Consider the following 25173-nt stretch of genomic DNA (forward strand, 5'->3'; position numbering starts at 1 on the left):
GGCCGCTATTTGCCGAACCGCGCAATCAATTCGGTCAGCGCGACGTGGCCTGTGCACAACCCCGTTCCCGGATCAGAGCCGCCGTCCTCCAGAGCGGTGGCGTAGACGACCGCGGGATCGGCCTCGAGGCGAGCCCGCAGTGCCGCCAGCTTCGGCCAGCGGCTCCTCTCCGCAACCGCGTGGAAGTCGAGCCAGCGCGCGACGCCGACAAGCACGGCGTCGGCCAGCGTCGGCCGCTCTCCGAGCAGGAATTGCCGCGTTTCGATCATCCCTTCGAGCTTGTCATGACGCTCGATGACCCTTGCTGTGCCAAAGGCGCGCAGGGCGGACTTCGTCGCGGGCTGCATGGCTTCGGCTTCCATTGCGGCCCACAGCGGCGCGAAGGCGGCGGTGAAACCGGTATTCACGAATGCCATGAGCTGACGCATGCGATCGGCTTCCCGCGACAGCGGATCGAAGCTGATGCGACGTTCGAGATCCCTGGCTTCGAGCCAGGCCGCAATAGCCATGGTTTCCGTCAGCACCTCGCCCTGCTCGGTGACGAACACCGGCGTCTCATGTCGCGGATTGATACGGGCGTATGACGGGCTTCGCATCTCGCCCATCATGTCGACCCGGCACAGCCGATATGGCTTGCCCAGCCATTCGAGCGCCGCGACGAGCCCCATGGAGCTTCCCTTCGGGAAGCCGTAGAGTAGAATTGGGTCCATGATCCATTCTCCGTGATTTCTGATGATCACGCTGCGCAGCGGTGATGCGACCCTAGTCGCTCGCCGCGTCGAGTAAATTACGAACTTTTTTGTAACCTGGAGGCGCCGATGAAGGATCTCGTGTCGAGATGTCCCATCGAGGAAGTGATGCAGGTTCTGAGCGGCCGCTGGCCGACGCTGCTGATCTATTATTTGAAGCAGGGCACCAAGCGCTTCAGCGACTTGCGCCGCGACAATCCGACCATTTCACACCGAATGCTCGCACTCGAGCTTCGCAAGCTGGAGGACGCCGGCATCGTAAGCCGCACTGAATTCGGCGGATATCCGCTGCGCGTCGAGTACGATCTGACGTCTGCCGGTCACGCACTCGTGCCATTGATCGATGCCTTGGGGAACTGGTGGACGTCGGTTGCGGCCGCAGCTGACGGAGAGGCCCGTCGTGATGAAATCGGCGTCTCGGCAAGGACGCAGCGGCCTTGAAGCGAAGGCCCAAGTGAGGAGACTGCCGTGACAATGCTCGTCGAGCGATTCAACCTGCCGGCTGCGCTTTCGCCGGCGCCGAGCAAGCGCGATGCCGAAACAGTTCAGTTCGCGCAGGCCGCGCTGACGTCCGCCAAGCGGGAAGGCCTGCAACTCGCGGTTCGGGCGCGCTATGTCGCCCTCGTCGTCATTGCCTGCCTGCTGCTGATGATCAACCCGGCCTGGGAGCAGCTCTATTACGTGGCGCTGCTCGGCTTGTTCGCACTGATCGGTTGGGCCCAGGTCAGGGTCGGGCGGGTGGGCGTGTCGCGGCCGGAATTGGCGCTCCTGTTTTGCGACTTGGCGCTGCTGACGTGCGTCATCGTGATTCCCAATCCGTTCGGAGCTCCGCATTGGCCGGTCGCGATGCAGTACCATTTCGGCAACTTCATCTATTTCTTCGTGCTGCTCGCAGGCGCCACGCTGGCCTATACCTGGCGGACCGTCATTGCGGTCGGCGGCTGGACGGCTACGCTCTGGATCATCGGCATGGCCTGGGTGTGGTGGCAACCCGATCGCGATCCTGCGCTGACGGCCCGCATCGCGGCCGCGGCAGGCAGCGATCAGCGCTTGTTGGCGATGATCTCGCCCAGCGAGATCGGATTCCACATTCGCATCCAGGAGATGGTCGTATTCATGATCGTGGCCATGACTTTAGCGCTCGCGGTCCGCCGCAGCAACGACCTCTTGATCCGGCATGCCGCGGTGGAGCGCGAGCGCGGCAACCTCGCACGCTACTTCTCGCCCAATGTCGTGGCGGAATTGTCGCAGCAGGACGAGCCGCTGAAGCAGGTGCGCACGCAACACGTCGCGGTGCTGTTCGTCGACATCGTCGGCTTCACCGCCTTTGCTGACGCGCGCTCGCCGCAGGAGGTGGTGCGAACGTTGCGCGAATTCCACGGATTGATGGAGCAGGAGGTATTCCGCCACAGCGGCACGCTCGACAAATATCTCGGGGACGGATTGATGGCGACGTTCGGCACGCCCTTCGCGGGCGAGCGCGACGCCAGCAACGCGCTGCGATGTGCCCAGGCGATGATCGCCGCGGCGGACCGATGGAACGATCGGCGCGCAGCGTCAGGCGAGCCAAAGCTGCGCGTGAGCTTCGGCTTACACTATGGGCCGGTGGTGCTCGGCGACCTCGGGCAGACCTGTCTGGAATTCGCCGTGATCGGCGCGACCGTCAACGTGGCCAGCCGCCTCGAGGCCCTGACCCGCGCCTTCGACTGCGCGCTGGTGGCAAGCGACGATCTCGTCAGCCAGGCGAAGGCCGAGCTTGCCGGCGCGGCCGCAACGTTTCAGTCATTGGAGGCGCGAGAGCCGCAGGCGGTGCGCGGTATTCAGCAGCCGATCTCGATCTGGACCCAGCCGCGCGGCGCGTAGAGCGAACTCCCCGCTGCGGAAGGAAGCCAAACAAAAAGCCCGGCCATTCGGCCGGGCTTTTGATGGCTTGCGCAGAACGAAGCTGCTTACGCGGCCTCGTCGGCGACGGTGCTGTCGTCGCCATCGGTATCGTCGGTATCGCCCTCGGCATCCGTGTCGGCTTCGCCGTCGGCGGCTTCCGCCTTGGCGTTGGTGCGCCGCGGGCTCTTGGCGAGCTGGGCCTCGATCTCCTTGACCGCTTCGGTCTCGGTCGAGTGCTGCACCACCGCGATCTCGCGGGAGAGGCGGTCGAGCGCCGCTTCATAGAGCTGGCGTTCCGAGTAGGACTGCTCGGGCTGCGATTCCGAGCGATAGAGGTCGCGCACCACTTCCGCGATCGCGACGATGTCGCCCGAGTTGATCTTCGCTTCGTATTCCTGGGCGCGGCGCGACCACATGGTGCGCTTGACGCGGGCACGGCCCTTGAGCGTCTCCAGCGCCTTCTTGACCAGCGCCGGATCGGACAGCTTGCGCATGCCGACATTGGCGACCTTGGCGGTCGGCACGCGCAGCGTCATCTTGTCCTTGATGAAGTTGATGACGAACAGCTCGAGCTTCGCACCGGCGATCTCCTGCTCCTCGATGGCCAGGATCTGGCCGACGCCGTGAGCGGGATAGACCACGAATTCATTGGCCTTGAAGCCCTGACGCTGGGTCACGACCTTCTTTTCCTCGACCTTCGGCGCAGCCGCGGGCTTGGCGGCCGGCTTGGCGGCGACGGGAGCCTTGGCGGGCGCAGCAGCAACGGGAGCCTTCGGCGCGGCGGGCTTGGCAGCGGGGGCCTTGGCAGTCACAGGCTTGGCGGCAGCAGGCTTGGCAGCGGTCGCTTTCGCGGCCGGTTTGGCAGTCTTGTTAGGCATTGCGCTTCTTTTGTTCTTCGAGGACTTTGCAGCCGGCGCCTTCGTCGCGGTCCGACCCTTGGATGCGCTACGGCTGGCCGCGGCGACTTTTTTGGCCTCCTTATGGGAAGCCCTCGCTGAAGTACTCTTTTTACGCGTTTTCTGTGACACAGCCTGCGCGCGGAAACTGCCACGCCCCTGTTCGACATTTGGTTTCACGGGAACCCAGAGGGGCCAACGGGGCTGACGGGGTTCGGCTTAATGTGCCCAATATAGCACATTTCCCGCAAAAATCAATGATTTAGGGGTCTTGAGGGCTGGTTTTCGGCGGCAGCGCCGCTATTAGGGTTAAGTTTGGGCGCGAATTAGTCGCCGGAGCCCGGGTTCGGAGAAAAATATTTCTCGAACTTGCCCTCCATGCCGTCGAATTCCTTGGCGTCGGCGGGTGATTCTTTCTTCTGGGTGATGTTCGGCCAGCTCTTGGCGTAATCGGCGTTGACCTGGAGCCACTTTTCCAGCCCCGGTTCCGTGTCCGGCTTGATCGCGTCGGCGGGGCATTCCGGCTCGCACACGCCGCAATCGATGCACTCGTCCGGATGGATGACGAGCATGTTGTCGCCTTCGTAGAAGCAGTCGACCGGGCAGACCTCGACGCAGTCGGTGTACTTGCACTTGATGCAGTTTTCAGTGACGACGTAAGTCATCCAACGCTCCGAAAAGCTCTTTTAAAAGTCGCGGCTTGCCTAGCGCGGATGGCCCGGCGCCGCAAGGTCGGGAAGGCCCGATCATGACGGCTTTGTGTGTTTGACCGATCAAGAAATGAATACCAGGCGCAATTAATTGCGCGTCCCGAGCTCCTCGTAGAGCACGCGAGCCGAGGCGGCATCGCCACGGCGCTCGTTGAAGGCGGTGACCTTCAGCACGCGCACGCTGCGATCCAGCGCGATGGTGAGGACATCACCGGCCTTGATCGCGTGGCCCGGCGATGTCTCGCGCACGCCGTTGACGCGGACATGGCCGGTGACGACGAGCTCGGCCGCGGAGGTGCGCGCCTTCACCACCCGCGCGTGCCACAGCCATTTGTCGATGCGCTGCCGCTCGGTCGTCGTCGTGGGATTACTCCTTCCGCCCCAGCTGCTCCTTGAGCGCGGCGAGCTTGGCGAAGGGCGAGTTCGGATCGATCGGACGATCGCGCTCGCGCGGGTTCGCGCTGGAGGCGTAGGGACGCAGCGACGGACCGGACTCGCGATCTCGGCGGTCACGGCCCTTGTCACGGTCGCGGCCACGATTGTCGCGGCCCTTGTCGCGATCTCCGCCGAACTTCTTGTTGTCGCGGTTGCGATCGCGATCCTTGTCGCGGTCGCCCTTGCCCTGGAAGCTGCGATTGCGGTCGTCGCGGCGCTCACCGCCCTCGCCGCCTTCACGCGGCTTGCGGAAATCGCGGCGATGGCCGCCATGACGCTGGCGTTCGCCGCGCTTCTCGCCGTCGGCCGACTGCGCAGCCTCGCCTTCAGCAGGCGCACCGGCGGCCTCAGCGCCGGCCTGCGGACGCTGGTTGTGGTGGCGCTGGTGACGATGGCGCTCGTGGCGCGGCTTGCGATCCTCGTGACGGCCGCCGGGACGCCAGACCTCGACGAGCTCGGGCTCGGCGGGTGTCGCTGCGGCTTCGACCGGCGCGGCAGCATCGGGCGAAGCGGCAGCTTCGGTGGCGGCGGTCTCGGCGGCAGCGGCTTCGAGCCCGGCAGCCTCGACGGACGTTGCAGCCTCTTCTGCAGGCGGCGCGATGCCGGGGGCGTCTTCGGGCGTGACGGGCGCTTCTGAAGCTTCCAGCGCCGGCTCCTCGTGGGCCTCCTCAGGAGGGGGCTCGTCGTGCGGCTCCATGCTAGGGGCGTCTTCGACCGTGATGGCTTCGGCGGCGACCTCAGCGGCCGGCGCCTCGGTCGGCAGGCTGGCAACGGCTTCAACCGCAGCCTCGGTCGAGGTCTCAGCACTGCCTTCAACGGGCGGCGTCTCGGCCGCGACGGTCTCGGTGACGACCTGCTCGGTCACGACAGGCTTTTGCGGCAGCGGCGGGCGCTTCTCCATGCGATAGCCGAGCGCGCGCAGCACGGAGGCAAAATCCTCGCCGGCAGATCCCGTGAGCGAGGTCATCGCCTGCGTCACCACGAAGCTGCGGCCGTCGAACGCGCCGGCGGGCTTTTCGCCCGGCGAATTCTCGCGCCAGGCCAGCGCCGGGCGGATCAGGTCGGCGAGGCGTTCCAGGATGTCGACGCGCACGGCGCGCTCGCCGGCCTGCTTGTAGCCGAGCACGCGATAGGCATCGCGCGGCAGCGCCTTGTCGACCGGGAACGAGGTGCGCCCCGAGGAGGCCAGATGCTGCGCGCCCGAGAGCGCGGACAGATCGACATTGTCCTGCTTCAGCGCCCAGAGCAGCGCGGCGAGCGCACGCGCGGCGGGCTTGAGCAGGCCGGGGAAATAGAGGTGATAGGCGCCGAAGCGGACGCCGTATTTGCGCAAGGTCGCGCGCGAGGGCTGGTCGAGATCCTTCAGCTCGCTGGCGATCTTTGGCCGCTCGAGCACGCCGAGCGCCTCGACCAGCTGATAGGCGATGCCGCGGGCAATGCCGGTGACGTCCTCGGCCTTCGACAGCTCGAACATCGGCCCGAGCAGCTTTTCGATGTGGGTCTTGAGCCAGAGCTCGAGCCGCGCCTGCACCTTGTCGCGGGGGGCGCCGGTCAGGCGCTCGTCCGAGATGATGCGGATGCGCGGATGCAGCGCGTCGTCTGCGGCGGCGAGCCGCGCCACCGCATCGCCGGTCCAGCGGATGATGCCTTCGGACGTCAGCACGAACTGCTCGTCCGGCGCATTGCCCAGCTTTTCGGCGCGCGCGTTGATCTCGCCGGCGAGCACCGCTTGCGCTGCAGCCTGCAAGGCTTTCGCATCGGAGCCGGCTTCCGCCGCATCCGGTGCAAAGGTGAAGCCATCGAGACGGCCGATGACATGGCCTTCGACGATGACTTCGCCGGTCTTGCCGATTTCAGTATTCAAGCTCGTGTTCTCCCGCAGGCGGCGCATCAATACACTGGTCCGGCGATCAACGAAACGCTCAGTCAAGCGTTCATGGAGCGCATCCGATAATTTATTTTCGACCTCCCGCGTGATCCCCTGCCAGCGTTCGGGGTCTTTCAGCCAGTCCGGGCGGTTGGCAACGAAGGTCCAGGTGCGGATCTGGGCGATTCGGGCCGACAGCGTGTCGATGTCGCCGTCGATGCGGTCGGCCTGGGTGACCTGGGACTCGAACCAGGCATCGGGAATGCAGCCCTTGCGCATCAGGAAGCCGTACAGCGTCGTCACCAGCTCGGCATGGGCGGCCGGCGACAGCTTTCTGTAGTCCGGGACCTGGCAGGCTTCCCAGAGACGCTCCACGGCGGCCTTGCCATGCGCGATATCGCGCACCTCGCCGTCGCGGGCGGCGTGATCGAGCACGCGCATGTCCTCGGCGATCGGCGCGCGCGTCAGCGTCTCGTGGCCGGGGGCGAGGTTCAGCGAGACCTGGAGTGCGCCGAGTGAGGAGAAATCCAGCTTCGAATTGCGCCATTGCAGCACCTTCACGGCATCGAAGGTGTGGTTCTGCAGCGCATTGACGAGCTCGGGCTCGAACGGCGCGCAGCGGCCCGTGGTGCCGAAGGTGCCGTTGCGGGTGGCGCGGCCGGCGCGGCCCGCAATCTGCGCGAACTCGGACGGCGTCAGGCGGCGGAACTGGTAGCCGTCGAACTTGCGGTCGGAGGCAAAGGCGACGTGGTCGACGTCGAGATTGAGGCCCATGCCGACGGCGTCGGTGGCGACGAGATAATCGACGTCGCCGTTCTGGAACATCGCGACTTGCGCGTTTCGTGTGCGCGGCGACAGCGAGCCCAGCACGACGGCAGCGCCGCCGTGCTGGCGGCGGATCAGCTCGGCAATCGCATAGACTTCATCCGCGGAGAAGGCGACGATGGCGGTGCGGCGCGGCTGGCGCGTGATCTTGCGGTCGCCGGCGAACTCGAGCTGCGACAATCTGGGCCGCGTGATCATGGAGACGCCGGGCAACAGGCGCTCGATGATCGGGCGCATGGTGGCGGCGCCTAACAGCAGCGTCTCGTCGCGCCCGCGGCGGTTGAGGATGCGATCGGTGAAGACGTGGCCGCGTTCGAGATCGGCGGCGATCTGGACCTCGTCGACGGCGAGGAAGGAGACGTCGAGATCCCGCGGCATCGCCTCGACGGTCGAGACCCAATAGCGCGGATTCTTCGGCTTGATCTTCTCCTCGCCGGTGACGAGCGCGACGCTGGCCTCGCCGGCGCGATCGGCGATCTTGTTGTAGACCTCGCGCGCCAAGAGGCGCAGCGGCAGGCCGATCAGCCCTGAGGGATGCGCCAGCATCCGCTCGATGGCGAGATGGGTCTTGCCGGTGTTGGTGGGACCGAGCACCGCGGTGACGCCCGCACCGGGTGCGCGCTCGGAGGCGAAGGGGGAGGAGGAAAAAGCCATGTCTGAGGGATTAGGTAATGGCGATTTGGGCGAATGTCAGTGCTATCCGCGGCGGTGAGGCGACGCCGAGGTGTCGGCTATGTCTCCGAACGCTGGGTTGGGGCCTCCTCCACTGCTGTCATCGCCCGGCTTGACCGGGCGATCCAGTACGCCGCGGCAGTTGTGCCAGGGCCGAAAGGCCGCGGCGTACTGGATGCCCCGGTCAAGCCGGGGCATGACGGCGGAGAGTGCGGCACGCCCTCCCCAAATCCCGTGCAACTGTTTCACTTTGCGACGCTTTTCCCGTTCGCTTTAAGCTTCGGAACGACTCTAGAACGAATCGCGGCCGAATCGCTGACTCCCTATTGAGTCCCGTTCCGTTCACGCAACATGTCGCGGGACTCGTGTTGGTTGCGCACTAGATGGAGTTTTGCGAAGGCGCACAAGCGAGCGGGGTGGTTAAAGCTGGGGATGGCGCGGAGTCGAATCAGAATCGGAGAGGAGTCAAATGGATTCCCGGATTAGGGCCATCAAAACACAAAGTGCGAAAACAACCCCATGCACAGTAGGTAAGTGATTGATATTGCTAGGGCACTCTTAACCCTCCCCTGGAGGGGGAGGGTCGGCTCACATGGAGCGCAGCGGAATGTGAGACGGGGTGGGGTGATCTCTCCACTCGGGCAGTCCCCGTGTTGAGAGATCACCCCACCCCGCTCGCGCTTACGCGCGATCGACCCTCCCCCTCCAGGGGAGGGTTAAGAGCATCACTGCGTCTTCGCGACCCTCGGCGGCTGGGGGGCGGTGATGAAGCTCGTCGCTTCCAGCATGGCCGGCCCCAGCGGTGTCGGCACTTTCAGCCAGAACGGGACCAGGATGCGCGTGCCGGCGATGGGGGCGAACGCGATCTCCATGTTGCGCTGGGCGGCGAGGTATTTGATCACGGGGCGGTCGGGGATGTAGCCGGCGATCGGCACGAAATAGATCGCGCAGACCACGACCGGGCCACGATAGCCCTTCTCCGCCTTCACGGTCTCCATGCGCTTGAAATCGAGCTTGAGCTCGTAGCGCATGCGGCCGTCGAACACGGGCGCGGCGTTGTGGCAGGCCTCGGGCGCAACGGGGTCGCCGGTGCCGGGCACGCGCAGCAGCGAGGCGGTCATCGGGTCCCACACGCCGCGGCGATGCGCCTCGGTGACGACGATGCGGTCGGGATCGACCGGCGGCTCCGGCAAAATGGCAAAATCCTTCACATTGCCCTTGTCGAGGGTGATGCGGATCTCTTCGGTCTTCTTCTGGGTGGTGGTGGAGGCCTGGTAGCCGGTCGCAACCAGCGCGCCATTGACGACGCGCCCCTGGCTGGCGCCGGTGCCGGACCCGCCCGTGAACGACTTCAAAAGCCCGGACGTGCCGCCGGCGGCCGCCGCCGAAAACACGTCGTCCTGGATATCGATGTTCCAGGCGCCCTTGCCGACGGGAATGCCCGCCAGCGTCGCCTCATATTGCGCCTCGAGCTTGCCCTGCGCCGCCGCCGGCGCCGCGCCCGCCGCCACGACCAGCACCAGGCCGCAAAGCGCCATCAGCCGGCCGGCCAGACGCGGTCGGGCTGAGCGCAGATTCTGCGCAAAATGAAGCGTTATCGGCACGAAACAATCCAATCGGGGCGCGATGCGCTGTTACTTAAGCCAAAACCGGCGGCAAACAATGTGTCGGGGCCTGCAGCCCCGGGAACTCCACCGGACTCTTCGACGGCGAATACGCCCTTTATGTGATGGTAAGGCGCGACAATCATTGCCGTTTTGGTGATCGGGCGGTAACGGGGGCCGCTGTCATGCCCCGCGAAGGCGGGGCATCCAGTACGCCGCAGCGCCTCTGGTCAGCCGCGCCGCCGCGGGGTACTGGATCGCCCGGTCAAGCCGGGCGATGACACCTGTTGTGGGGCACGAGATCGCCACCCAAAACCTTGACGCAGGGCCCCTTCCCCCCTATACGTCCGCCCGCTCCCTGCAAGGACGAAAGAATTTGCCCCCGTGGCGCCTGAATGGCGGCCGCACTCGTTGGGGGTTCGAACTAAAGGATTTATGCCATGTCTCGCCGCTGCGAACTGACGGCCAAGGGCCCCCTCGTCGGCCACAAGGTCAGCCACTCCAATATCAAGACCAAGCGCCGCTTCCTGCCGAACCTCGTCAACGTGACGTTCATCTCGGAAGCCCTGGGCCGCAACGTGCGCCTGCGCGTCTCCACCAACGCGATCAAGAGCGTCGACCACAATGGCGGCCTCGATGCCTACCTGCTCAAGGCCAACGCCGACGCGCTCTCCCCGCGCGCGGTCGAGCTCAAGCGCGCCATCCAGAAGAAGGTCGGCGACACGGCGCCGGCGAAGCAGGCGAGCTGAGATTTTTAGATAAGGGCGGGGGCTAAGTTGCGTCGCGTGGCGTAGGCTTAGCCGAGTCGAGTTCGAGTAGCGGCCGGATCGGAAGATCCGGCCGTTTTTGTTTTTTTGCAACTCAGGCATCCCAAGCGATATTGGCTCATTCGTGCTCCGATTGTTTGATTGTCAGAATTCGCCTCGGGTGGCAGACATTTGTCGATGAGTCGCCAAGGTGCTTCTGGGGGGAAACGTGGATTGGAAACTTGCCGCTGCACGAGTCAACGATGCAGAGAATGCAGCCGTAAAGTTATGGCGAGAAGAAGGGGTTGGGCAACAACACCAACATCTTCCCAAACCAGATTCATGAATTTCCGATGATAGATGTCCCGGTAGAGGAACAAGACAAGATTGTAAGAGAGCTAGATTCTATTGTCGAAAAATTCGATACTGATCTTGCGGAGGCGAAGGCTCTGCGGTCAAAACTCGACAAGATATTGTTGGAGGCGCTAGACGCCTAGGTCGACATGATGATCGATTGAAATATTCGGCGAGCTAGCTTGCCGAACCGATGCTATACTCGCCCCGGTAGCATCCCCCGGAGGCGCAGCCCATGGATCACGCAGCCAATATCGACCACAAGAACCTCGTCATCTGCTGTGACGGCACCGGCAACGAGATCTCGGAGAACATCTCCAACGTCCTGAAGCTCTATCGCTGCCTGCGCAAGACGGACAAGACACACCCGCGGCAGATGGTGCCCACGTCTCCGGCGGGCACCCGTAAACACCCCCCTCCCGCGTTAACCGTCCATTAACCAACGCATCCTAGCCTGCGGTAATCGTCCAGCCATCATTAGTTCGAAATGCCTTCCCGGTTCGCTCCAGGAGAAGCGCCGATGTGCGTTGAGTTGTTGACGTATGCCGATCTCGGTGCCCGCCTCAATGTCTCGCGCGAGGCCGCGCGGGCACTGGCGCGGCGTCGCCGGTTGCCGCGTTCGCGGTCGGACGACGGCAAGGCGGTGGTGAGCGTCGATCTCGCCGCGCTCCGCTACACGCCCCGCCCGCGACGAGCCCGCCGGGCAGATCCCATCGGCGCCTCCCTGGCCAGGATCGAGGCCGTCAAGACCGAAGTCTTCAAGGCGGAGATCGCGCGGCTCGAATCCGTCGCAACCGCCTACAGGGTCGTGTTCGAGCGCGAGCGCGAGCGTGCCGATCGCCTCGCCGTCGAGCTGACGCAGGCGGCCGCCGAGACGACGGCCGCCAATGCATGGGCGGCACGACTGGAAGACGAAGTGGCGGCGCTGCGGAGCGATCGCCGCCCTGGCGGCTCGATCGCGGGACACGCGGCGCGCCGGTTGGGACATCTGGCCGCCTTCATCGTGCAAGCAGACCGCGCAGCCCGCAGCTAGCACGCGAGACTTTCTTTAATCCCCGGCTTGCCGGAGCAATCGCGAGGGAAGAATGACTGGCAATACCGATATCCATGAAATGAAGGCCCGCATCGTCGTGTTCGGGGTCGGCGGCGCCGGCGGCAATGCCGTCAACAACATGATCACGGCCGGGCTGCAAGGGGTCGAGTTCGTGGTCGCCAACACCGACGCCCAGGCGCTGGCGATGTCGAAGGCGACGCGCCTCATCCAGCTCGGCACAAGGGTGACCGCGGGCCTCGGCGCCGGCTCGCAGCCGGAACTGGGACGCGCCGCGGCCGAAGAAGCAATCGACACGATCCGCGAGCAATTGACCGGCGCGCACATGGTGTTCGTGACGGCGGGCATGGGCGGCGGCACCGGCACCGGGGCTGCACCCGTCGTCGCCAGAATCGCGCGCGAGCTCGGCATTCTCACCATCGGCGTGGTCACCAAGCCGTTCTACTTCGAGGGCCAGCGCCGCATGCGCTTTGCCGAAGCCGGCATCGAGGAGCTGCTGAAGACGGTCGACACCCTCCTGATCATCCCGAACCAGAACCTGTTCCGGGTGGCCAGCGAAAAGACGACGTTCGCCGATGCCTTCGCCCTTGCCGACCAGGTGCTCTATTCGGGCGTGGCCTGCATCAGCGACCTCATCGTCAAGGAAGGCCTGATCAATCTCGATTTTGCCGACGTCCTCTCCGTCATGAAGGAGAAGGGCAAGGCCATGATGGGACGGGGCGAGGCCTCCGGCGAGAAGCGCGTGCTCGCCGCCGCCGTCGCCGCGATCTCCAATCCGCTGATCGAGAATCCCTCGATCAAGCGCGCCAGCGGCCTCATCATCTCCATCACCGGCGGCAAGGATCTGATGCTGTACGAGGTCGACGAAGCCGCGACCCGGATTCGCGACGAGGCCGACCCGGACGCCAACATCATCGTCGGCGCGTCGTTCGACGAAAGCTTAGAAGGCATCGTCCGCGTCTCGGTGGTGGCGACCGGAATCGATAATCTCGACCCGGCGCAGGCGCAGCCGGTGGAAACCGCCCTCACCCAGCTCGCCGGCAGGCTGCGCAACGACGGCCGCCGCATCGCCGATCGCATCGAGCGCAGTGCCCCCCTTGCGCAAGCGGGCAGCCCGCCACTGCGCCCGCAGCCACACCACCCGGTGGGACCGCCGGCAAGGCCGGGCCTGGACTATGAGCGGCAGGCGGCGCTTCAGCCGCTCGATCCTTACGGCCGTACGCCTGCGCGCAATCTGCCCGACGAGGCCGCTCTCGATATCCCGGCCTTCCTGCGCCGCGCGGCGAACTGAGCGGTGGCCCAACAATAGATCGTCATCCCGGGCGCGACGAAGTCGCGAGCTATGATGCGCAATTGCGCATCTGAGGATCCATTTGGCCGCAGTGGCGGTTGAGGGATGGATTCTCAGGTGCGCAATTGCGCACCGTAGCTCGCGCCAAGAGGCGCGCCCCGGAATGACGGCGTAGAGCGTGCGCAGCCGCCGAGGCTTCAAGCTGCCGTGCTGTGCGGCTTCTCCGCTGTTTCCTTCTTGTCCGTTTCCTTGTCGCGGGACAGCCAGGCCGGAAAGCGCAGCAGGCGTTCGTTGGTGTCCTTCGGCAGCTCGACGGGCGGCGCTTCCACGGCCGAACTCGGCAAGTCCAGCGCTGCGTGGCCGGATCGCACCGCATCGGCACGCTGATCCAGTTCACGGAGCAGCGGATCGAGCACGCTGTCGATCTCGGTCGCCACCGACACCAGGAAACTATTGAGCTCGCGCGCCTCGGGCACAACTGCCGCAGCCTGCTCGACCGCCCTGGAGAGACCGTCGACGACAGGTGCAAACGCGCCGGCCGCTTGCTTGATTCGCGTCTTGATCAGTTCGATCTCGCTCAGGACGCGCTCACGCTCCCGCCTTTTCTTCTCCTCCGAAAGGCGGGCTTCGATTTCGGCGATCTGGGCCGTCAGGGTCGTGGCTTCGGATGCAAGCGCATCGCGTCTGCCGCGCGCGCGATCGAGATCGCGGCTGAGATTGTCCACTAAGTCGTCCCTTGCGAACATGGCTTTGCTCCATAGGACAGGCGTTCTGCCCTGTAGGACGGCCTTGGCGCGAACCGCCAGCCTCGCCGCCGACCGGATGGCCGGATCGGCCGAAACAGGCATCAATTTCCGTCGCGTCACATGGGCCGACATGGTGATCCCCCATCGCAGCATTAGGCGACGGCATGGTTAACAAGCGGTTAATGTCAACAGATTGCGGCCATGGGACTGCATGCCGGCGGCGCCGCCCGCCGGTCGGCTGATCGATGCCAAAGCCTTGCTGTCCGCGACATATTTCCCGGACAGCCCTTCCTCCTCCTCGCTGCCGCTCATTTTCCGCTATACTCGCCCCGGTAGCATTCCCCGGAGGCGCATCCCATGGAGACCGCGGCCAATTCCGACCACAAGCCCGCCGGCAAGAACCTCGTCATCTGCTGTGACGGCACCGGCAACGAGATCTCGGAGAACATCTCCAACGTCCTGAAGCTCTATCGCTGCCTGCGCAAGACGGACAAGACGCAGCCGCGGCAGATGGTGTTTTACGATCCCGGGGTCGGCACCATGACGGAGCCGTCGACCTGGGGGCGCTGGAAGGCCAACATCAAGCTGGTGCTGGGGCTCGCCACCGGCTACGGGCTCGATGACAACGTGCTGTCGTCCTATTGCTTCCTGATCCAGCATTACGCGCCCGGCGACAGGATCTACCTGTTCGGCTTCTCGCGCGGGGCCTACACGGTGCGCGTGCTGGCGGGGCTGATCCACAAGGTCGGGCTGATCTCGCCGGAGCAGGCGAACCTCGCCGGCTCGGGCCTCATCGCCTACAAGCAATATTCCGGCAGCGGGCGCGGCAACGACGTCGAGGACCTCAAGGGCATCGTGTTCGACGAGAGCGGGCCGCTGCCGAAGGACGAATTCGACCTCGCCGCGCAGTTCGCGCGCATCACCTCGACGCGCTGGCCGACCATCCATTTCGTCGGCGTCTGGGACACGGTGGCGAGCGTGATCGTGCCGCGCGCCGACCGCTTCTACCTGCCGAGCCTGGAGGAGCTCGCCTTCACGCTGCGCGATCCCAGCGTAAAAATCTTCCGGCAGGCGATCGCGATCGACGAGCGGCGGCGCATGTTCCGCCTGAAGCCGTACGCGGAGCCGCAGGAGTTCTGGAGCAACCGCTACGTGCCCGACGAGAAGAAGGTGCCGCAGGACATTCTGCAGGTGTGGTTCGCCGGCGTGCATTGCGACGTCGGCGGCGGCTATCCGGAGGCCGAGAGCGGCGAATCCAAATATCCGCTGCTGTGGATGATCGACGAGGCCGAGAAGGCCGGGCTGAAGTTCAACCCGCGCACGGTGAACCAGCTCGCCTGGGGCATCCAGCGCAAGAACTCGCCGTTCAAATACGTCGAGCCCGCCTATACCGGGAAGGCCGGCATGCTGCACGATTCCATGACGGCGGTCTGGCGCGTGCTGGAGTTCTTGCCGAAGAGCGCGAAGTACCGGGAATGGCCGGCGCGGAAAATCTGGTTCGGGGTCTACATCCCCGATGGCGAGCCGCGCCTGATTCCCGAAGGGGCGCATGTGCATGAGAGCGTGCTCAAACGCATGGCGGTGGAGCCGGACTACCGGCCGGTGAACCTGCCGCAGGATTACGTGACGGTGCCGATGCCGGTGCCGCCGGGGGTGGATCTGGCGGCGGGAGCGGAGGTGGAGGGCGTGACGGGGTGAGTGGCGGGGGCGCGCCGCTCTTACCCTCCCCTGGAGGGGGAGGGTCGGCACGCGATCGAGCGAAGCGAGATTGCGTGACGGGGTGGGGTGACGGTCTCTCAGCGGATGCACTGCCCGTGTTGAGAGATCACCCCACCCCGCTCGCGCTGCGCGCGATCGACCCTCCCCCTCCAGGGGAGGGTGGGCACCCCGCTACCGCTAGTTTTGCCATTCGCCGACACTTTTCGTTAAAATTCTCGGGCGCGGCTTAGGGGGATCGCATCATCTCTTTTCCATGATTGGGACAGATCACCCGCCGCGAGACCTGCGGAGTTGGAGGAGACGTGCCAATGCATCCGCGAAAGTTTGTTCGTGTGAAGCCCGCAGGCCTGGTGTCACGCCAGGCCAAGATCATCACCGACCCGCGCGCGCCGGTGATCCCCTGCACGCTGATCGACTATTCGCCCGGCGGGGCCTGCGTCGATCTCGGCGGTCAGGTGAAGATTCCCGATCGCTTCGAGCTGCTCCACGTCAACACCAAGAAGCGCTGCCGCATCGCCTGGAAGCGCGGCACGCGCGTGGGCGTGGTGTTTTGAGGGAATAGCGGCGGGCCGTCCCTGCCTTTGTGGCAGGAATCGCATTTGAGAGACTTTCCCTTGCGGCCATCCTTCGAGACGCCCGCTTTCGCGGGCTCCTCAGGATGAGGGCGGAGTGTGCGGCGGCCGTTTCGATGGGCACCGGCGCCGATGAGCCTCATCCTGAGGAGGCGCGTAGCGCCGTCTCGAAGGACGAGGCGTGCGCGCCGGCGCCGCCACGGCCCTGCCCCCGCGCTGCAAACCGGCCAGCGTCTTCGCGCATGACTGACGTGGCGGGCTCGGCTAGATTGCCTCCCAACAACAAGAACGATTTGTCCGGGGAGGACAGGCGTGCACCAGGGACGTGTCGTTTTCGGCGCGATCGAGGAGGTCGTGTTCGGCCATCCTGCGGCTGAAGCCGTCGTCGCGCAGATGGACCGGCTCGGAACAAGCCGCGCCTTCCTGATGGTGTCGGGGACGCTGAACCGGCAGACCGACGAGATCGAGAAGATCAAGCACGCGCTCGGCCCGCGCTGCGCCGGCCTGTTCGACGCCATGCCGGCGCATACGCCGCGCGAGGCGGTGATCGCGGCCACCAATGCGGCGCGCGCGGCGGAGGCCGATCTGATCATCACCGTCGGCGGCGGTTCCATCACCGACGGCGCCAAGGCGGTGCAGCTTTGCCTTGCCAACGGCATCGACGATATCGGCGGCATCGACCGCATCCGCGTGCGCAAGGGCGTCGCGCCCGAGATGAAGGCGCCAATCGTGCGGCAGGTCAGCGTGCCGACCACGATCGCCGGCGGCGAGTTCTCATCGATCGCGGGTGTCACCGACCGCGCCACGCAGGTGAAGCAGATGCTGCGGCATCCGCTCACGGTGCCGCGCGCGACCATCCTCGATCCTGCCATCACCGTGCACACGCCGGAATGGCTGTTCCTGTCGACCGGCATCCGCGCCGTCGATCATTGCGTCGAGGCGATCTGCTCGCGCGAGACGCATCCTTACGCCGATGCGCAGGCGGTGAAGGGCCTCGCCATGCTCGCCGACGCGCTGCCGCGGGTGAAGGCCGATCCCAGCGATCTCGATGCGCGGATGGACGCGCAGATCGGCACCTGGCTGTCGATGGGCGCGCTCGCCGCCGGCGTGCCGATGGGCGCGAGCCACGGCATCGGCTACGTGCTCGGCGGGGCCTTCGACGTGCCGCACGGCTACACCTCCTGCGTCATGCTGCCGGCGGTGATGCGCTGGAATGCGCGCGACAATGCCGAGCGGCAGATGATCGTCGCCGCCGCCATGGGCTATCCCGGCCGTGACGCGGCCGACGTGCTCGATGCCTTCATCCGCTCGCTCGGCATGCCGCGCAGCCTTGGCGAGGTGCGCATCTCGCCGGAGCATTTCGACGCGATCGCAGAAGCCGCGATGCGTACGAACTGGATCCCGCGCAACCCGCGCAAAATTACGGGTCCCGCCGATTTGCGCGAGATCCTGCTCCTTGCCGCCTGATCGAAAGCCGGAGGATCGATGTACACAGGTACACACGCCCGCCTGCGCCCGCTGCAGCCCGCCTTCATCATGGCGGCGACGGGCGAAGCCGTCACCTATCGCGAGCTGGAGGCGCGCAGCAATCGGCTGGCGCATCTGTTCCGCAAGCACGGCTTGAGACGGCTCGACCATTACGCGATCTTCATGGAGAACAATGCGCGCTATCTCGAAGCTTGCGGCGCGGGCGAGCGCTCCGGGCTCTACTACACCTGCATCAACTCGTTCCTGACGCCGGGCGAGCTCGCCTATCTGCTCGTCAACAGCCAGTCGAAGATCCTGATCACGTCGATGGCCAAGCTCGGCATCGCGCGCGAGGCGATCCAGGCCTGCCCCGACATCAAGCTCTGCATCGTCGCCGACGGCCCCGGCGAGAGCGAGCGCATCGTTGGCCTATCGGAGGTGACCGCCGGTCTGCCGGCAACGCCGATCCCCGACGAATGGCTCGGCACCGCCATGCTCTATTCCTCCGGCACGACGGGACGGCCGAAGGGCATTTTGCGCCCGCTGCCGGAGGAGCCGCCGAAGCACAATCTGCCGCTGTTCGATTTCCTGTTGAGGCTCTGGCACTACCGCGAAGGCATGGTCTATTTGTCGCCGGCGCCGCTCTATCATTCCGCGCCGCAGGCTGCCGTGAACCTCACGATCCGCATGGGCGGCACCGTGATCATCATGGAGAGCTTTGATCCCGAGCGTTACCTGCAACTGGTCGAGCAATGGGGCATCACCCACACGCAGCTGGTGCCGACGATGTTCTCGCGCATGCTGAAGTTGCCGGAGGAGGTGCGCAAGCGCTACGATCTGTCGTCGCTGGAGATCGCGATCCACGCCGCCGCGCCCTGCCCGCCACAGGTCAAGGACGACATGATCGGATGGTGGGGACCGATCATCCACGAATATTACGGCGCGACCGAAGGCCTCGGCTTCACCGCCTGCAACAGCGAGGAATGGCTGGCGCATCGCGGCACCGTCGGCAAGGTGCTGCTCGGGGATTTGCACATTCTCGACGAGAACATGCGGGAATGCCCGACCGGCACGCCCGGCCAGGTCTGGTTCAAGACGGCAACCCCGTTCGAATATTTCAACGACCCCGAGAAGACCAAGGAGGCGCGCTCTGCCGATGGCAGCATGAGCACGGTCGGCGACGTCGGCTATGTCGATGCCGATCGCTTCCTGTACCTGACCGACCGCGCCACCTTCATGATCATCTCCGGCGGGGTGAACATCTATCCGCAGGAATGCGAGAATCTCCTGATCACCCACCCCAAGGTTGCGGACGCCGCGGTGTTCGGCGTGCCCAATGCCGATCTCGGCGAAGAGGTGAAGGCGGTGGTGCAGCCGATGCCGGGCGTGGTGCCGGGGCCGGCCCTCGCCGAAGAGCTGATCGCGTTCTGCGCCAAATCGCTGTCGCGGCAGAAGGTGCCGCGCTCGGTCGATTTCGAGAAGGAATTGCCGCGGCTACCGACCGGCAAGCTGTACAAGCGGCTGCTGCGGGACCGGTACTGGGGGAACAAGGCCTCGCGGATCGTGTGACGGCGCTCGGCGCGCGAGCCCTTCGCAACCGCACTCTCATCGTGAGACGATGAACACCCTGCGGCCTTCCGTCATCCGAATTGTCGAGGCAACGTGCGGCGTTAGCGGTTGCCTCCGCCCGCTTGCGTGCTATCGTCCGGACAAACAGGCCGCAAAGGCCGAGGTCCAGGGAGGATGAGCATGCGGAGCGTGTGGGCGCTCGCCGCAATGGCGGCGCTATCTGTGCTGACGGCCTCGACCGTCACGCTCGCCGGCGAGCCCAAGCAGGGCGGCATCTTGCGGATGTATCACCGCGACAGCCCGGCCAACGCCTCCATCCTCGAAGGCGCGACCTATTCGATCAACGTGCCGTTCATGGGGGTGTTCAACAATCTCCTCATCTACGATCAGCACATCGCGCAGAACAGCCCCGATACTTTGCGGCCGGAGCTGGCCGAAAGCTGGTCCTGGAGCAGCGACAACAAGAAGCTGACGTTCAAGCTGCGCCAGGGCGTGAAATGGCACGACGGCAAGCCGTTCACGTCGGCCGACGTCAAATGCAGCTTCGATTTGCTGATGGGCAAGTCGCAGCAGAAGCTGCGGCAGAATCCGCGCAAGGCCTGGTACAGCGAGGTCAACGAGGTCACGACGAACGGCGAATTCGAGGTCACCTTCGACCTGAAGCGGCCGCAGCCCTCGCTGCTGGCGATGCTCGCCTCCGGCTACACGCCGGTCTATCCCTGTCACGTCTCGCCGGGGGACATGCGCACCCATCCGATCGGCACCGGGCCGTTCAAGTTCGTCGAGTTCAAGGCCAATGAATCGATCAAGCTGACACGCAATCCGGACTATTGGAAGAAGGGCCTGCCCTATCTCGACGGCGTCGAGTACACCATCATCACCAACCGCTCGACCGCGATCCTGGCCTTCGTCGCCGGCAAGTTCGACATGACCTTTCCGACGCACATCACGATCCCGCTGCTGAAGGACATCAAGTCGCAGGCGCCGAACGCGACCTGCGTCGTCGAGCCGACCAACGTCTCGACCAACATCATCGTCAATTCGACCTCGGCACCGTTCGACAACATCGACATCCGCCGCGCGATGTCGCTCGCGCTCGACCGCAAGGCGTTCGTGGACATCCTGTTCGAAGGCCAGGGTGACATCGGCGGCACCATGCTGCCGCCGCCGCAGGGCATCTGGGGCATGCCGAAGGAGAAGCTGGAGACCATTCCGGGCTATGGTCGCGACATCAACGCCAACCGCGAGCAAGCCAGGAAGCTGATGCAGAAGGCGGGTTACGGTCCGGACAAGCATCTCAACGTGAAAGTCTCGACACGCAACATCGCGGAATATCGCGACCCCGCCGTGATCCTGATCGACCAGCTCAAGACCATCTATATCGACGGCGAGCTCGACGTCGTCGAAACTGCGAACTGGTTCCCGAAGGTCGCGCGCAAGGATTACATGCTCGGCCTCAACCTCACCGGCAATTCCGTCGACGATCCCGACCAGTCGTTCTACGAGAACTATTCCTGCGGCTCGGAACGGAACTACACCAATTATTGCAACAAGGAGATCGAGAAGCTGTTCGACGTGCAGTCGCAGGAGACCGACCTCGCCAAGCGCAGGCCGCTGGTGTGGGACATCGACAAGAAGCTGCAGGAGGACGTCGCCCGCCCGATCATCTTCCATGCCCGCGCCGGCACCTGCTGGCAGCCTTATGTCAAGGGCGTCACGATCATGTCGAACAGCTCCTACAACGGCTTCCGCTACGAGGATGTGTGGCTCGACAAGTAAGCCAGGCTGACGACTAGCGCGGAGGGCGATGCATGTTTGCCTATCTGGTGCGGCGCCTGTTCCTGATGCTCGTGACCCTGTTCGGGATCTCGGTCGTCATCTTCTTCCTGCTGCGCATCGTGCCCGGCAACATCGTCGACATCCTGTTCGCCGCCGCCGGCTACGTCGATCCCGCCGACAAGGCGGAGCTGGAGAAGCAGCTCGGCATCGACCAGCCGCTGGTGACGCAATATCTGCACTGGATCGGCGGCTTCCTGCGCGGCGATTTCGGCTACTCCTATGTCTCGGAGAAGCCGGCGCTGCAGGAGATCCTGCCGCGGATTCCGATCACGGCGCGGCTCGCCGGCCTCGCACTGTTGTTCTCGGCGTCCATCGGCATTCCCTTGGGCGTCATCAGCGCGGTGAAGCAGGGGACGAAGCTCGACTATGCGCTTCGCGTCGTCAGCCTCAGCGGCCTGTCGCTGCCCTCGTTCTGGCTCGGCCTTCTGATCCTCACCGCGTCGGTGGCGATGTTCGGCCAGATGCCGATCTTCAATCCGAATCCGAAGACCTGGCTCGAGGCGTTCGCGACCTACGCCGTGCCGGCCGCCGCCGTCGGCTTCCGCAGCGCGGCGCTGACCATGCGCATCACGCGCTCCTCGATGCTGGAGGTGCTGCGGCAGGATTACATCCGCACCGCCCGCGCCAAGGGCGCCTCCGATGCGGCCGTGAACTATCACCACGCGCTGAAGAACGCGATCCTGCCGGTGATCACCGTGATCGGCATCGAGGCGGCGTTCCTGATCGGCGGCCTGATCGTCACCGAGACCGTGTTCAACATCCCCGGCGTCGCGCGCTTCCTGGTGGAGGCGATCCGCTGGCGCGACTATCCGATCGTGCAGAACCTCGTGATGTTCATCGCGGTCGTGGTGGTGTTCGCCAACTTCACCGTCGACATGCTCTACGCGGTGTTCGATCCGCGGATCAGGTACACGGATTAAAAGCATGAGGTTGGAACAATCTGACGCGACGGCGGTGCTCTACCTCTCCTATAGGGAGAGGTCGGATTGCATCGGAAGATGCAATCCGGGTGAGGGGTTACACTCCGTCTTGAGACCTGAGCCCCCTCACCCGGCGCTACGCGCCGACCTCTCCCCGATGGGGAGAGGTGTTTCTCCCCGCGGAGAGGCATATGGCCGCCATTGATTTCGACGTTGAACTGAGGCGGGCCGGGGCGCATGCGACCGGGGGCTGGCGGCGCGTGCTGTTCATGGCGCAGCGGCACGTGCTGGGCGCGGCCGGGCTCGTCATCATGACGGCGTTCGTGCTGACGGCGATCTTCGCCGATGTCATCGCGCGCTACGATCCGCTGACGGTGGATTCCGCCCGCGCGCTGGCGCGCCCGAGCCTGGCGCACTGGATGGGCACCGATTCGTTCGGCCGCGACGTGTTCAGCCGCATCATCCACGGCGCGCGGATCTCGCTCGCAGTCGGCATCGGCTCGACCGTGCTCGGCGGCACCATCGGCGTGATCGTCGGCCTCACCTCCGGCTATCTCTCGGGCTGGGTCGATCTCGTGTTCCAGCGCGTCTCGGACGTGCTGCAGGCGCTGCCGCTGCTGGTGCTGGCGCTGGTGATGACGGCCGCGCTCGGGCCGTCGCTGCCGAACGTGATCATCGCCATCGCCATCCCGCTGATCCCGACGGTGGCGCGCGTCATCCGCGCCAATACGCTGGCGCTGCGCGAGCAGCCATTCGTCGAGGCCGCCAAGTCGATCGGCATGAGCGAGATGCGGATCGCGCTGCGCCACGTGCTGCCGAACACGCTGGCGCCGCTGATCGTGCTGGCGACGGCGCAGCTCGGCTCGACCATCCTGACCGAGGCGTCGCTGTCGTTCCTCGGCCTCGGCATTCCCGAGCCCTATCCGTCATGGGGACGCATGCTGTCCGAATCCGCCGCCGAATATGTCCGCACCGCGCCGTGGCTGGTGATCTTCCCGGGCATCGCGATCAGCCTCGCCGTATTCGGCGCCAATCTGTTCGGTGACGCCCTGCGCGACATCCTGGATCCGAGGCAGCGCGGCTGATGGCAGACAAGACCGATCTCGTGCTCGATGTGAAGAACCTGAAGACGGTGTTCTTCACCAATTCCGGCCTGTTCAAGGCGGTCGACGACCTCTCCTTCAGCGTCAAGCGCGGCGAGACGCTGGCGATCGTCGGCGAATCAGGCTGCGGCAAGAGCGTCACCGCGCTATCGCTGATGCGCCTCGTGCCCGATCCGCCCGGCCGCATCGTCGGCGGCTCGGTCTCGCTCGAAGGCACCGACCTGCTGGCGCTGGATGAATCAGAGATGCGCGCGGTCAGGGGCAACCGCATCTCCATGATCTTTCAGGAGCCGATGACGTCGCTCAATCCGGTGATGCGGATCGGCGACCAGATCGTCGAGGCGGTGCGGCTGCACCGGAATATATCGTCCAAAGAGGCGCACAACATCGCGGTCGAGATGCTGCGGCTGGTGCGCATTCCCGAACCGGCGCGGCGGGCGCGCGAATATCCGCATCAGCTCTCCGGCGGCATGCGCCAGCGCGCGATGATCGCGATGGCGCTCGCGTGCCGGCCGGCGCTCCTGATCGCGGACGAGCCGACCACCGCGCTCGACGTCACCATCCAGGCGCAGATCCTGGCGCTGATCCTCGACCTCCAGAAGGAGCTCGGCACCGGGCTTGTGCTGATCACGCACGATCTCGGCGTCGTCGCGCAGACCGCGCAACGCGTGATCGTGATGTATGCGGGGCGGAAGGTCGAGGAAGCCGGCGTCGAAGCGCTGTTCGCCGCGCCGAAGCATCCCTATACGCGGGGACTGATGGCCTCGATCCCGGCCGTGCCGGCCTCCGGTGTCGCCGCGCCGGCGCGGCTGAACGAAATCCCGGGAACGGTGCCGTCGCTGGTGCGCCTGCCGAAAGGCTGCGCCTTCGCGCCGCGCTGCAAGCTCGCCATCAAACGTTGCGAAGCCGAATATCCGCCGCTGGCGGATTGGGGCGGCGGCCATCTCGCCGCCTGCTGGCGCGCCGAAGAAGTCGCGGAGGTGGCATGACCGAGGCGCTGCTCGAAGTCACCGACCTCAAAAAGCACTACCCCGTGCGCGCCGGCGTGCTGCGAAGGCAGGTCGGCACCGTGCATGCGGTCGATGGCGTCTCGTTCGCGCTTGGCACCGGCGAGACGCTCGGCCTCGTCGGTGAATCCGGCTGCGGCAAGTCCACGGTGGCGCGCAGCGTGCTGCGGCTGGTCGAGCCGACCTCGGGTCAGATCCGTCTCGACGGTGAGGACATCACGCATCTTTCCAAGACGGCGCTGCGCCCGCACCGCCGCTCGATGCAGATCGTGTTCCAGGATCCTTTCGCTTCGCTCAATCCGCGCATGACCGCGGGCGACATCGTCGGCGAGCCGCTCGCCGTGCACGGGCTCGCGACCGGCAAGGCGCTGGAGACGCGGGTCGCAACATTGTTCGAGCAGGTGGGGTTGCGGCCCGACCAGATGCGCAATTTCCCGCATCAATTCTCCGGCGGCCAGCGCCAGCGCATCTGCATCGCCCGCGCACTGGCGCTGGGGCCGCGCCTGATCGTCTGCGACGAGCCGGTCTCCGCGCTCGACGTCTCGATCCAGGCGCAGGTCATCAACCTTTTGATCGACCTGCAGCGGCAGCACGGCTTCTCCTATCTCTTCATCGCGCACGACCTCGCCGTGGTCGCCCATATCAGCCACCGCGTCGCCGTGATGTATCTCGGCCGCATCGTCGAGATCGCCGACAAGGACGAGCTGTTCCGCAATCCCAGGCATCCCTACACGCAGGCCCTGCTCGCCTCGGTGCCGGTCGCCAATCCGCTGGCGAAGAAGCTCGCGCCGCTGGTGGAGGGCGACGTGCCGAGCCCGGTCAACCCGCCCTCGGGCTGCGCATTTCACACCCGCTGCCGGTTTGCGATGGAGCGCTGCAAGACGGAGCGGCCGGCGCTGCTGGATGCCGGCGCTGGGCATCAGGTGGCGTGCCTGCTCAATGACGGGACGGGACGGAGCCAGCAGGGCGTGTCCTCATAAAAGCAATGTCGGCTCCGAAGGGAAGAGTGGACGTCTTCTGCTGGGCAGAGCGTTAGCGCTTTTGACCCGAAGCGGATATCACGGCTGACCTCCTCCTCGCTGCGACCTTGTTTCGCGGGTCACGGGCGGCGTAAGCGAGTATCCTGCCGTTGCAAAGGCGTAACGCA

Annotated in this window: 23 protein-coding genes and 1 pseudogene; 16 read left to right on the forward strand and 8 right to left on the reverse strand. The window is 65.3% G+C overall.

The window, feature by feature from the left end; genetic code table 11:
- Window positions 1–5 precede the first annotated feature (5 nt).
- Window positions 6–710 carry a glutathione S-transferase family protein gene (locus ACNJYD_RS37330; protein ID WP_439364895.1) on the reverse strand — a complete coding sequence of 235 codons (705 nt, stop codon included), beginning with the start codon at window positions 708–710 and terminating at the stop codon, window positions 6–8.
- Between the two features lie 108 nt (window positions 711–818).
- Here ACNJYD_RS37330 and ACNJYD_RS37335 point away from each other — a divergent pair, with 108 nt between their 5' ends.
- Both ACNJYD_RS37335 and ACNJYD_RS37340 read left to right on the forward strand, forming a co-directional pair.
- Window positions 819–1190 (forward strand): winged helix-turn-helix transcriptional regulator, encoded by a 372-nt coding sequence (locus ACNJYD_RS37335; protein WP_212255946.1) that lies wholly within the window; start codon window positions 819–821, stop codon window positions 1188–1190.
- A gap of 33 nt (window positions 1191–1223) precedes the next feature.
- Entirely contained in the window at window positions 1224–2612 is a 1389-nt protein-coding gene (locus ACNJYD_RS37340) for an adenylate/guanylate cyclase domain-containing protein (protein WP_439367557.1), read from the forward strand.
- An 86-nt stretch (window positions 2613–2698) separates the two neighbouring features.
- On the opposite strand, the gene ACNJYD_RS37345 is transcribed toward ACNJYD_RS37340, so the two are convergent.
- The 5 genes from ACNJYD_RS37345 to ACNJYD_RS37365 all read right to left on the reverse strand — a co-directional run bounded on the left by ACNJYD_RS37345 (window position 2699) and on the right by ACNJYD_RS37365 (window position 9576).
- A complete protein-coding gene (locus ACNJYD_RS37345; RefSeq protein WP_172786205.1) occupies window positions 2699–3511 on the reverse strand; it encodes a CarD family transcriptional regulator in 813 nt (270 codons plus the stop codon).
- A gap of 344 nt (window positions 3512–3855) precedes the next feature.
- Window positions 3856–4194, reverse strand: coding sequence for a ferredoxin FdxA (gene fdxA / locus ACNJYD_RS37350; protein ID WP_018643465.1), 339 nt, complete (start codon window positions 4192–4194; stop codon window positions 3856–3858).
- Between the two features lie 132 nt (window positions 4195–4326).
- Complete coding sequence (locus ACNJYD_RS37355; protein WP_439364896.1) at window positions 4327–4551, reverse strand: S4 domain-containing protein; 225 nt, start codon at window positions 4549–4551, stop codon at window positions 4327–4329.
- 55 nt (window positions 4552–4606) lie between these two features.
- Window positions 4607–8020, reverse strand: coding sequence for a helicase-related protein (locus tag ACNJYD_RS37360; RefSeq protein ID WP_439364897.1), 3414 nt, complete (start codon window positions 8018–8020; stop codon window positions 4607–4609).
- A gap of 743 nt (window positions 8021–8763) precedes the next feature.
- Window positions 8764–9576, reverse strand: coding sequence for a DUF3108 domain-containing protein (locus tag ACNJYD_RS37365; protein WP_439367558.1), 813 nt, complete (start codon window positions 9574–9576; stop codon window positions 8764–8766).
- A 506-nt stretch (window positions 9577–10082) separates the two neighbouring features.
- Between ACNJYD_RS37365 and rpmB the strand changes: the two genes are divergently transcribed.
- The 5 genes and pseudogenes from rpmB to ftsZ all read left to right on the forward strand — a co-directional run bounded on the left by rpmB (window position 10083) and on the right by ftsZ (window position 13084).
- A complete protein-coding gene (rpmB, locus tag ACNJYD_RS37370; protein ID WP_260381277.1) occupies window positions 10083–10391 on the forward strand; it encodes a 50S ribosomal protein L28 in 309 nt (102 codons plus the stop codon).
- Between the two features lie 302 nt (window positions 10392–10693).
- On the forward strand, window positions 10694–10885 hold the full coding sequence (locus ACNJYD_RS37375) for a hypothetical protein (RefSeq protein ID WP_439364898.1): 192 nt from the start codon (window positions 10694–10696) through the stop codon (window positions 10883–10885).
- 92 nt (window positions 10886–10977) lie between these two features.
- Window positions 10978–11157, forward strand: a pseudogene (locus ACNJYD_RS37380) (phospholipase effector Tle1 domain-containing protein); the annotation flags it as partial.
- Between the two features lie 105 nt (window positions 11158–11262).
- The gene (locus tag ACNJYD_RS37385) at window positions 11263–11775 is read left to right on the forward strand and encodes a hypothetical protein (RefSeq protein WP_439364899.1); all 513 of its coding nucleotides are present in this window, start codon (window positions 11263–11265) and stop codon (window positions 11773–11775) included.
- Window positions 11776–11827: 52 nt separating this feature from the next.
- Window positions 11828–13084 carry a cell division protein FtsZ gene (gene ftsZ, locus ACNJYD_RS37390; protein WP_439364900.1) on the forward strand — a complete coding sequence of 419 codons (1257 nt, stop codon included), beginning with the start codon at window positions 11828–11830 and terminating at the stop codon, window positions 13082–13084.
- 197 nt (window positions 13085–13281) lie between these two features.
- On the opposite strand, the gene ACNJYD_RS37395 is transcribed toward ftsZ, so the two are convergent.
- Window positions 13282–13932, reverse strand: a complete 651-nt coding sequence (locus ACNJYD_RS37395; protein ID WP_439364901.1) for a hypothetical protein — start codon at window positions 13930–13932, stop codon at window positions 13282–13284.
- A 66-nt stretch (window positions 13933–13998) separates the two neighbouring features.
- On the reverse strand, window positions 13999–14142 hold the full coding sequence (locus ACNJYD_RS37400) for a hypothetical protein (RefSeq protein ID WP_439364902.1): 144 nt from the start codon (window positions 14140–14142) through the stop codon (window positions 13999–14001).
- A 45-nt stretch (window positions 14143–14187) separates the two neighbouring features.
- Between ACNJYD_RS37400 and ACNJYD_RS37405 the strand changes: the two genes are divergently transcribed.
- The 9 genes from ACNJYD_RS37405 to ACNJYD_RS37445 all read left to right on the forward strand — a co-directional run bounded on the left by ACNJYD_RS37405 (window position 14188) and on the right by ACNJYD_RS37445 (window position 25006).
- Window positions 14188–15528: a DUF2235 domain-containing protein gene (locus ACNJYD_RS37405; RefSeq protein WP_439364903.1), complete on the forward strand. Its 1341-nt coding sequence runs from the start codon at window positions 14188–14190 to the stop codon at window positions 15526–15528.
- Between the two features lie 329 nt (window positions 15529–15857).
- Entirely contained in the window at window positions 15858–16103 is a 246-nt protein-coding gene (locus ACNJYD_RS37410) for a PilZ domain-containing protein (RefSeq protein WP_027565029.1), read from the forward strand.
- Between the two features lie 330 nt (window positions 16104–16433).
- Window positions 16434–17588 (forward strand): iron-containing alcohol dehydrogenase, encoded by a 1155-nt coding sequence (locus tag ACNJYD_RS37415; protein WP_439364904.1) that lies wholly within the window; start codon window positions 16434–16436, stop codon window positions 17586–17588.
- A gap of 18 nt (window positions 17589–17606) precedes the next feature.
- Window positions 17607–19157, forward strand: coding sequence for an AMP-binding protein (locus ACNJYD_RS37420; RefSeq protein ID WP_439364905.1), 1551 nt, complete (start codon window positions 17607–17609; stop codon window positions 19155–19157).
- A 180-nt stretch (window positions 19158–19337) separates the two neighbouring features.
- Window positions 19338–20936 (forward strand): ABC transporter substrate-binding protein, encoded by a 1599-nt coding sequence (locus ACNJYD_RS37425; protein ID WP_172789682.1) that lies wholly within the window; start codon window positions 19338–19340, stop codon window positions 20934–20936.
- A 32-nt stretch (window positions 20937–20968) separates the two neighbouring features.
- Entirely contained in the window at window positions 20969–21916 is a 948-nt protein-coding gene (locus ACNJYD_RS37430) for an ABC transporter permease (RefSeq protein ID WP_212255917.1), read from the forward strand.
- A gap of 191 nt (window positions 21917–22107) precedes the next feature.
- Window positions 22108–23001 carry an ABC transporter permease gene (locus ACNJYD_RS37435; RefSeq protein ID WP_172789680.1) on the forward strand — a complete coding sequence of 298 codons (894 nt, stop codon included), beginning with the start codon at window positions 22108–22110 and terminating at the stop codon, window positions 22999–23001.
- Window positions 23001–24008 (forward strand): ABC transporter ATP-binding protein, encoded by a 1008-nt coding sequence (locus ACNJYD_RS37440; protein ID WP_212255915.1) that lies wholly within the window; start codon window positions 23001–23003, stop codon window positions 24006–24008. The genes ACNJYD_RS37435 and ACNJYD_RS37440 overlap by 1 nt, the downstream gene beginning before the upstream one ends.
- Window positions 24005–25006, forward strand: a complete 1002-nt coding sequence (locus ACNJYD_RS37445) for an ABC transporter ATP-binding protein (RefSeq protein WP_439364906.1) — start codon at window positions 24005–24007, stop codon at window positions 25004–25006. The genes ACNJYD_RS37440 and ACNJYD_RS37445 overlap by 4 nt, the downstream gene beginning before the upstream one ends.
- The last annotated feature ends 167 nt before the right edge of the window (window positions 25007–25173 follow it).

Origin of the sequence: Bradyrhizobium sp. SPXBL-02, from assembly GCF_051853065.1 — a bacterium.
GTDB lineage: Bacteria > Pseudomonadota > Alphaproteobacteria > Rhizobiales > Xanthobacteraceae > Bradyrhizobium.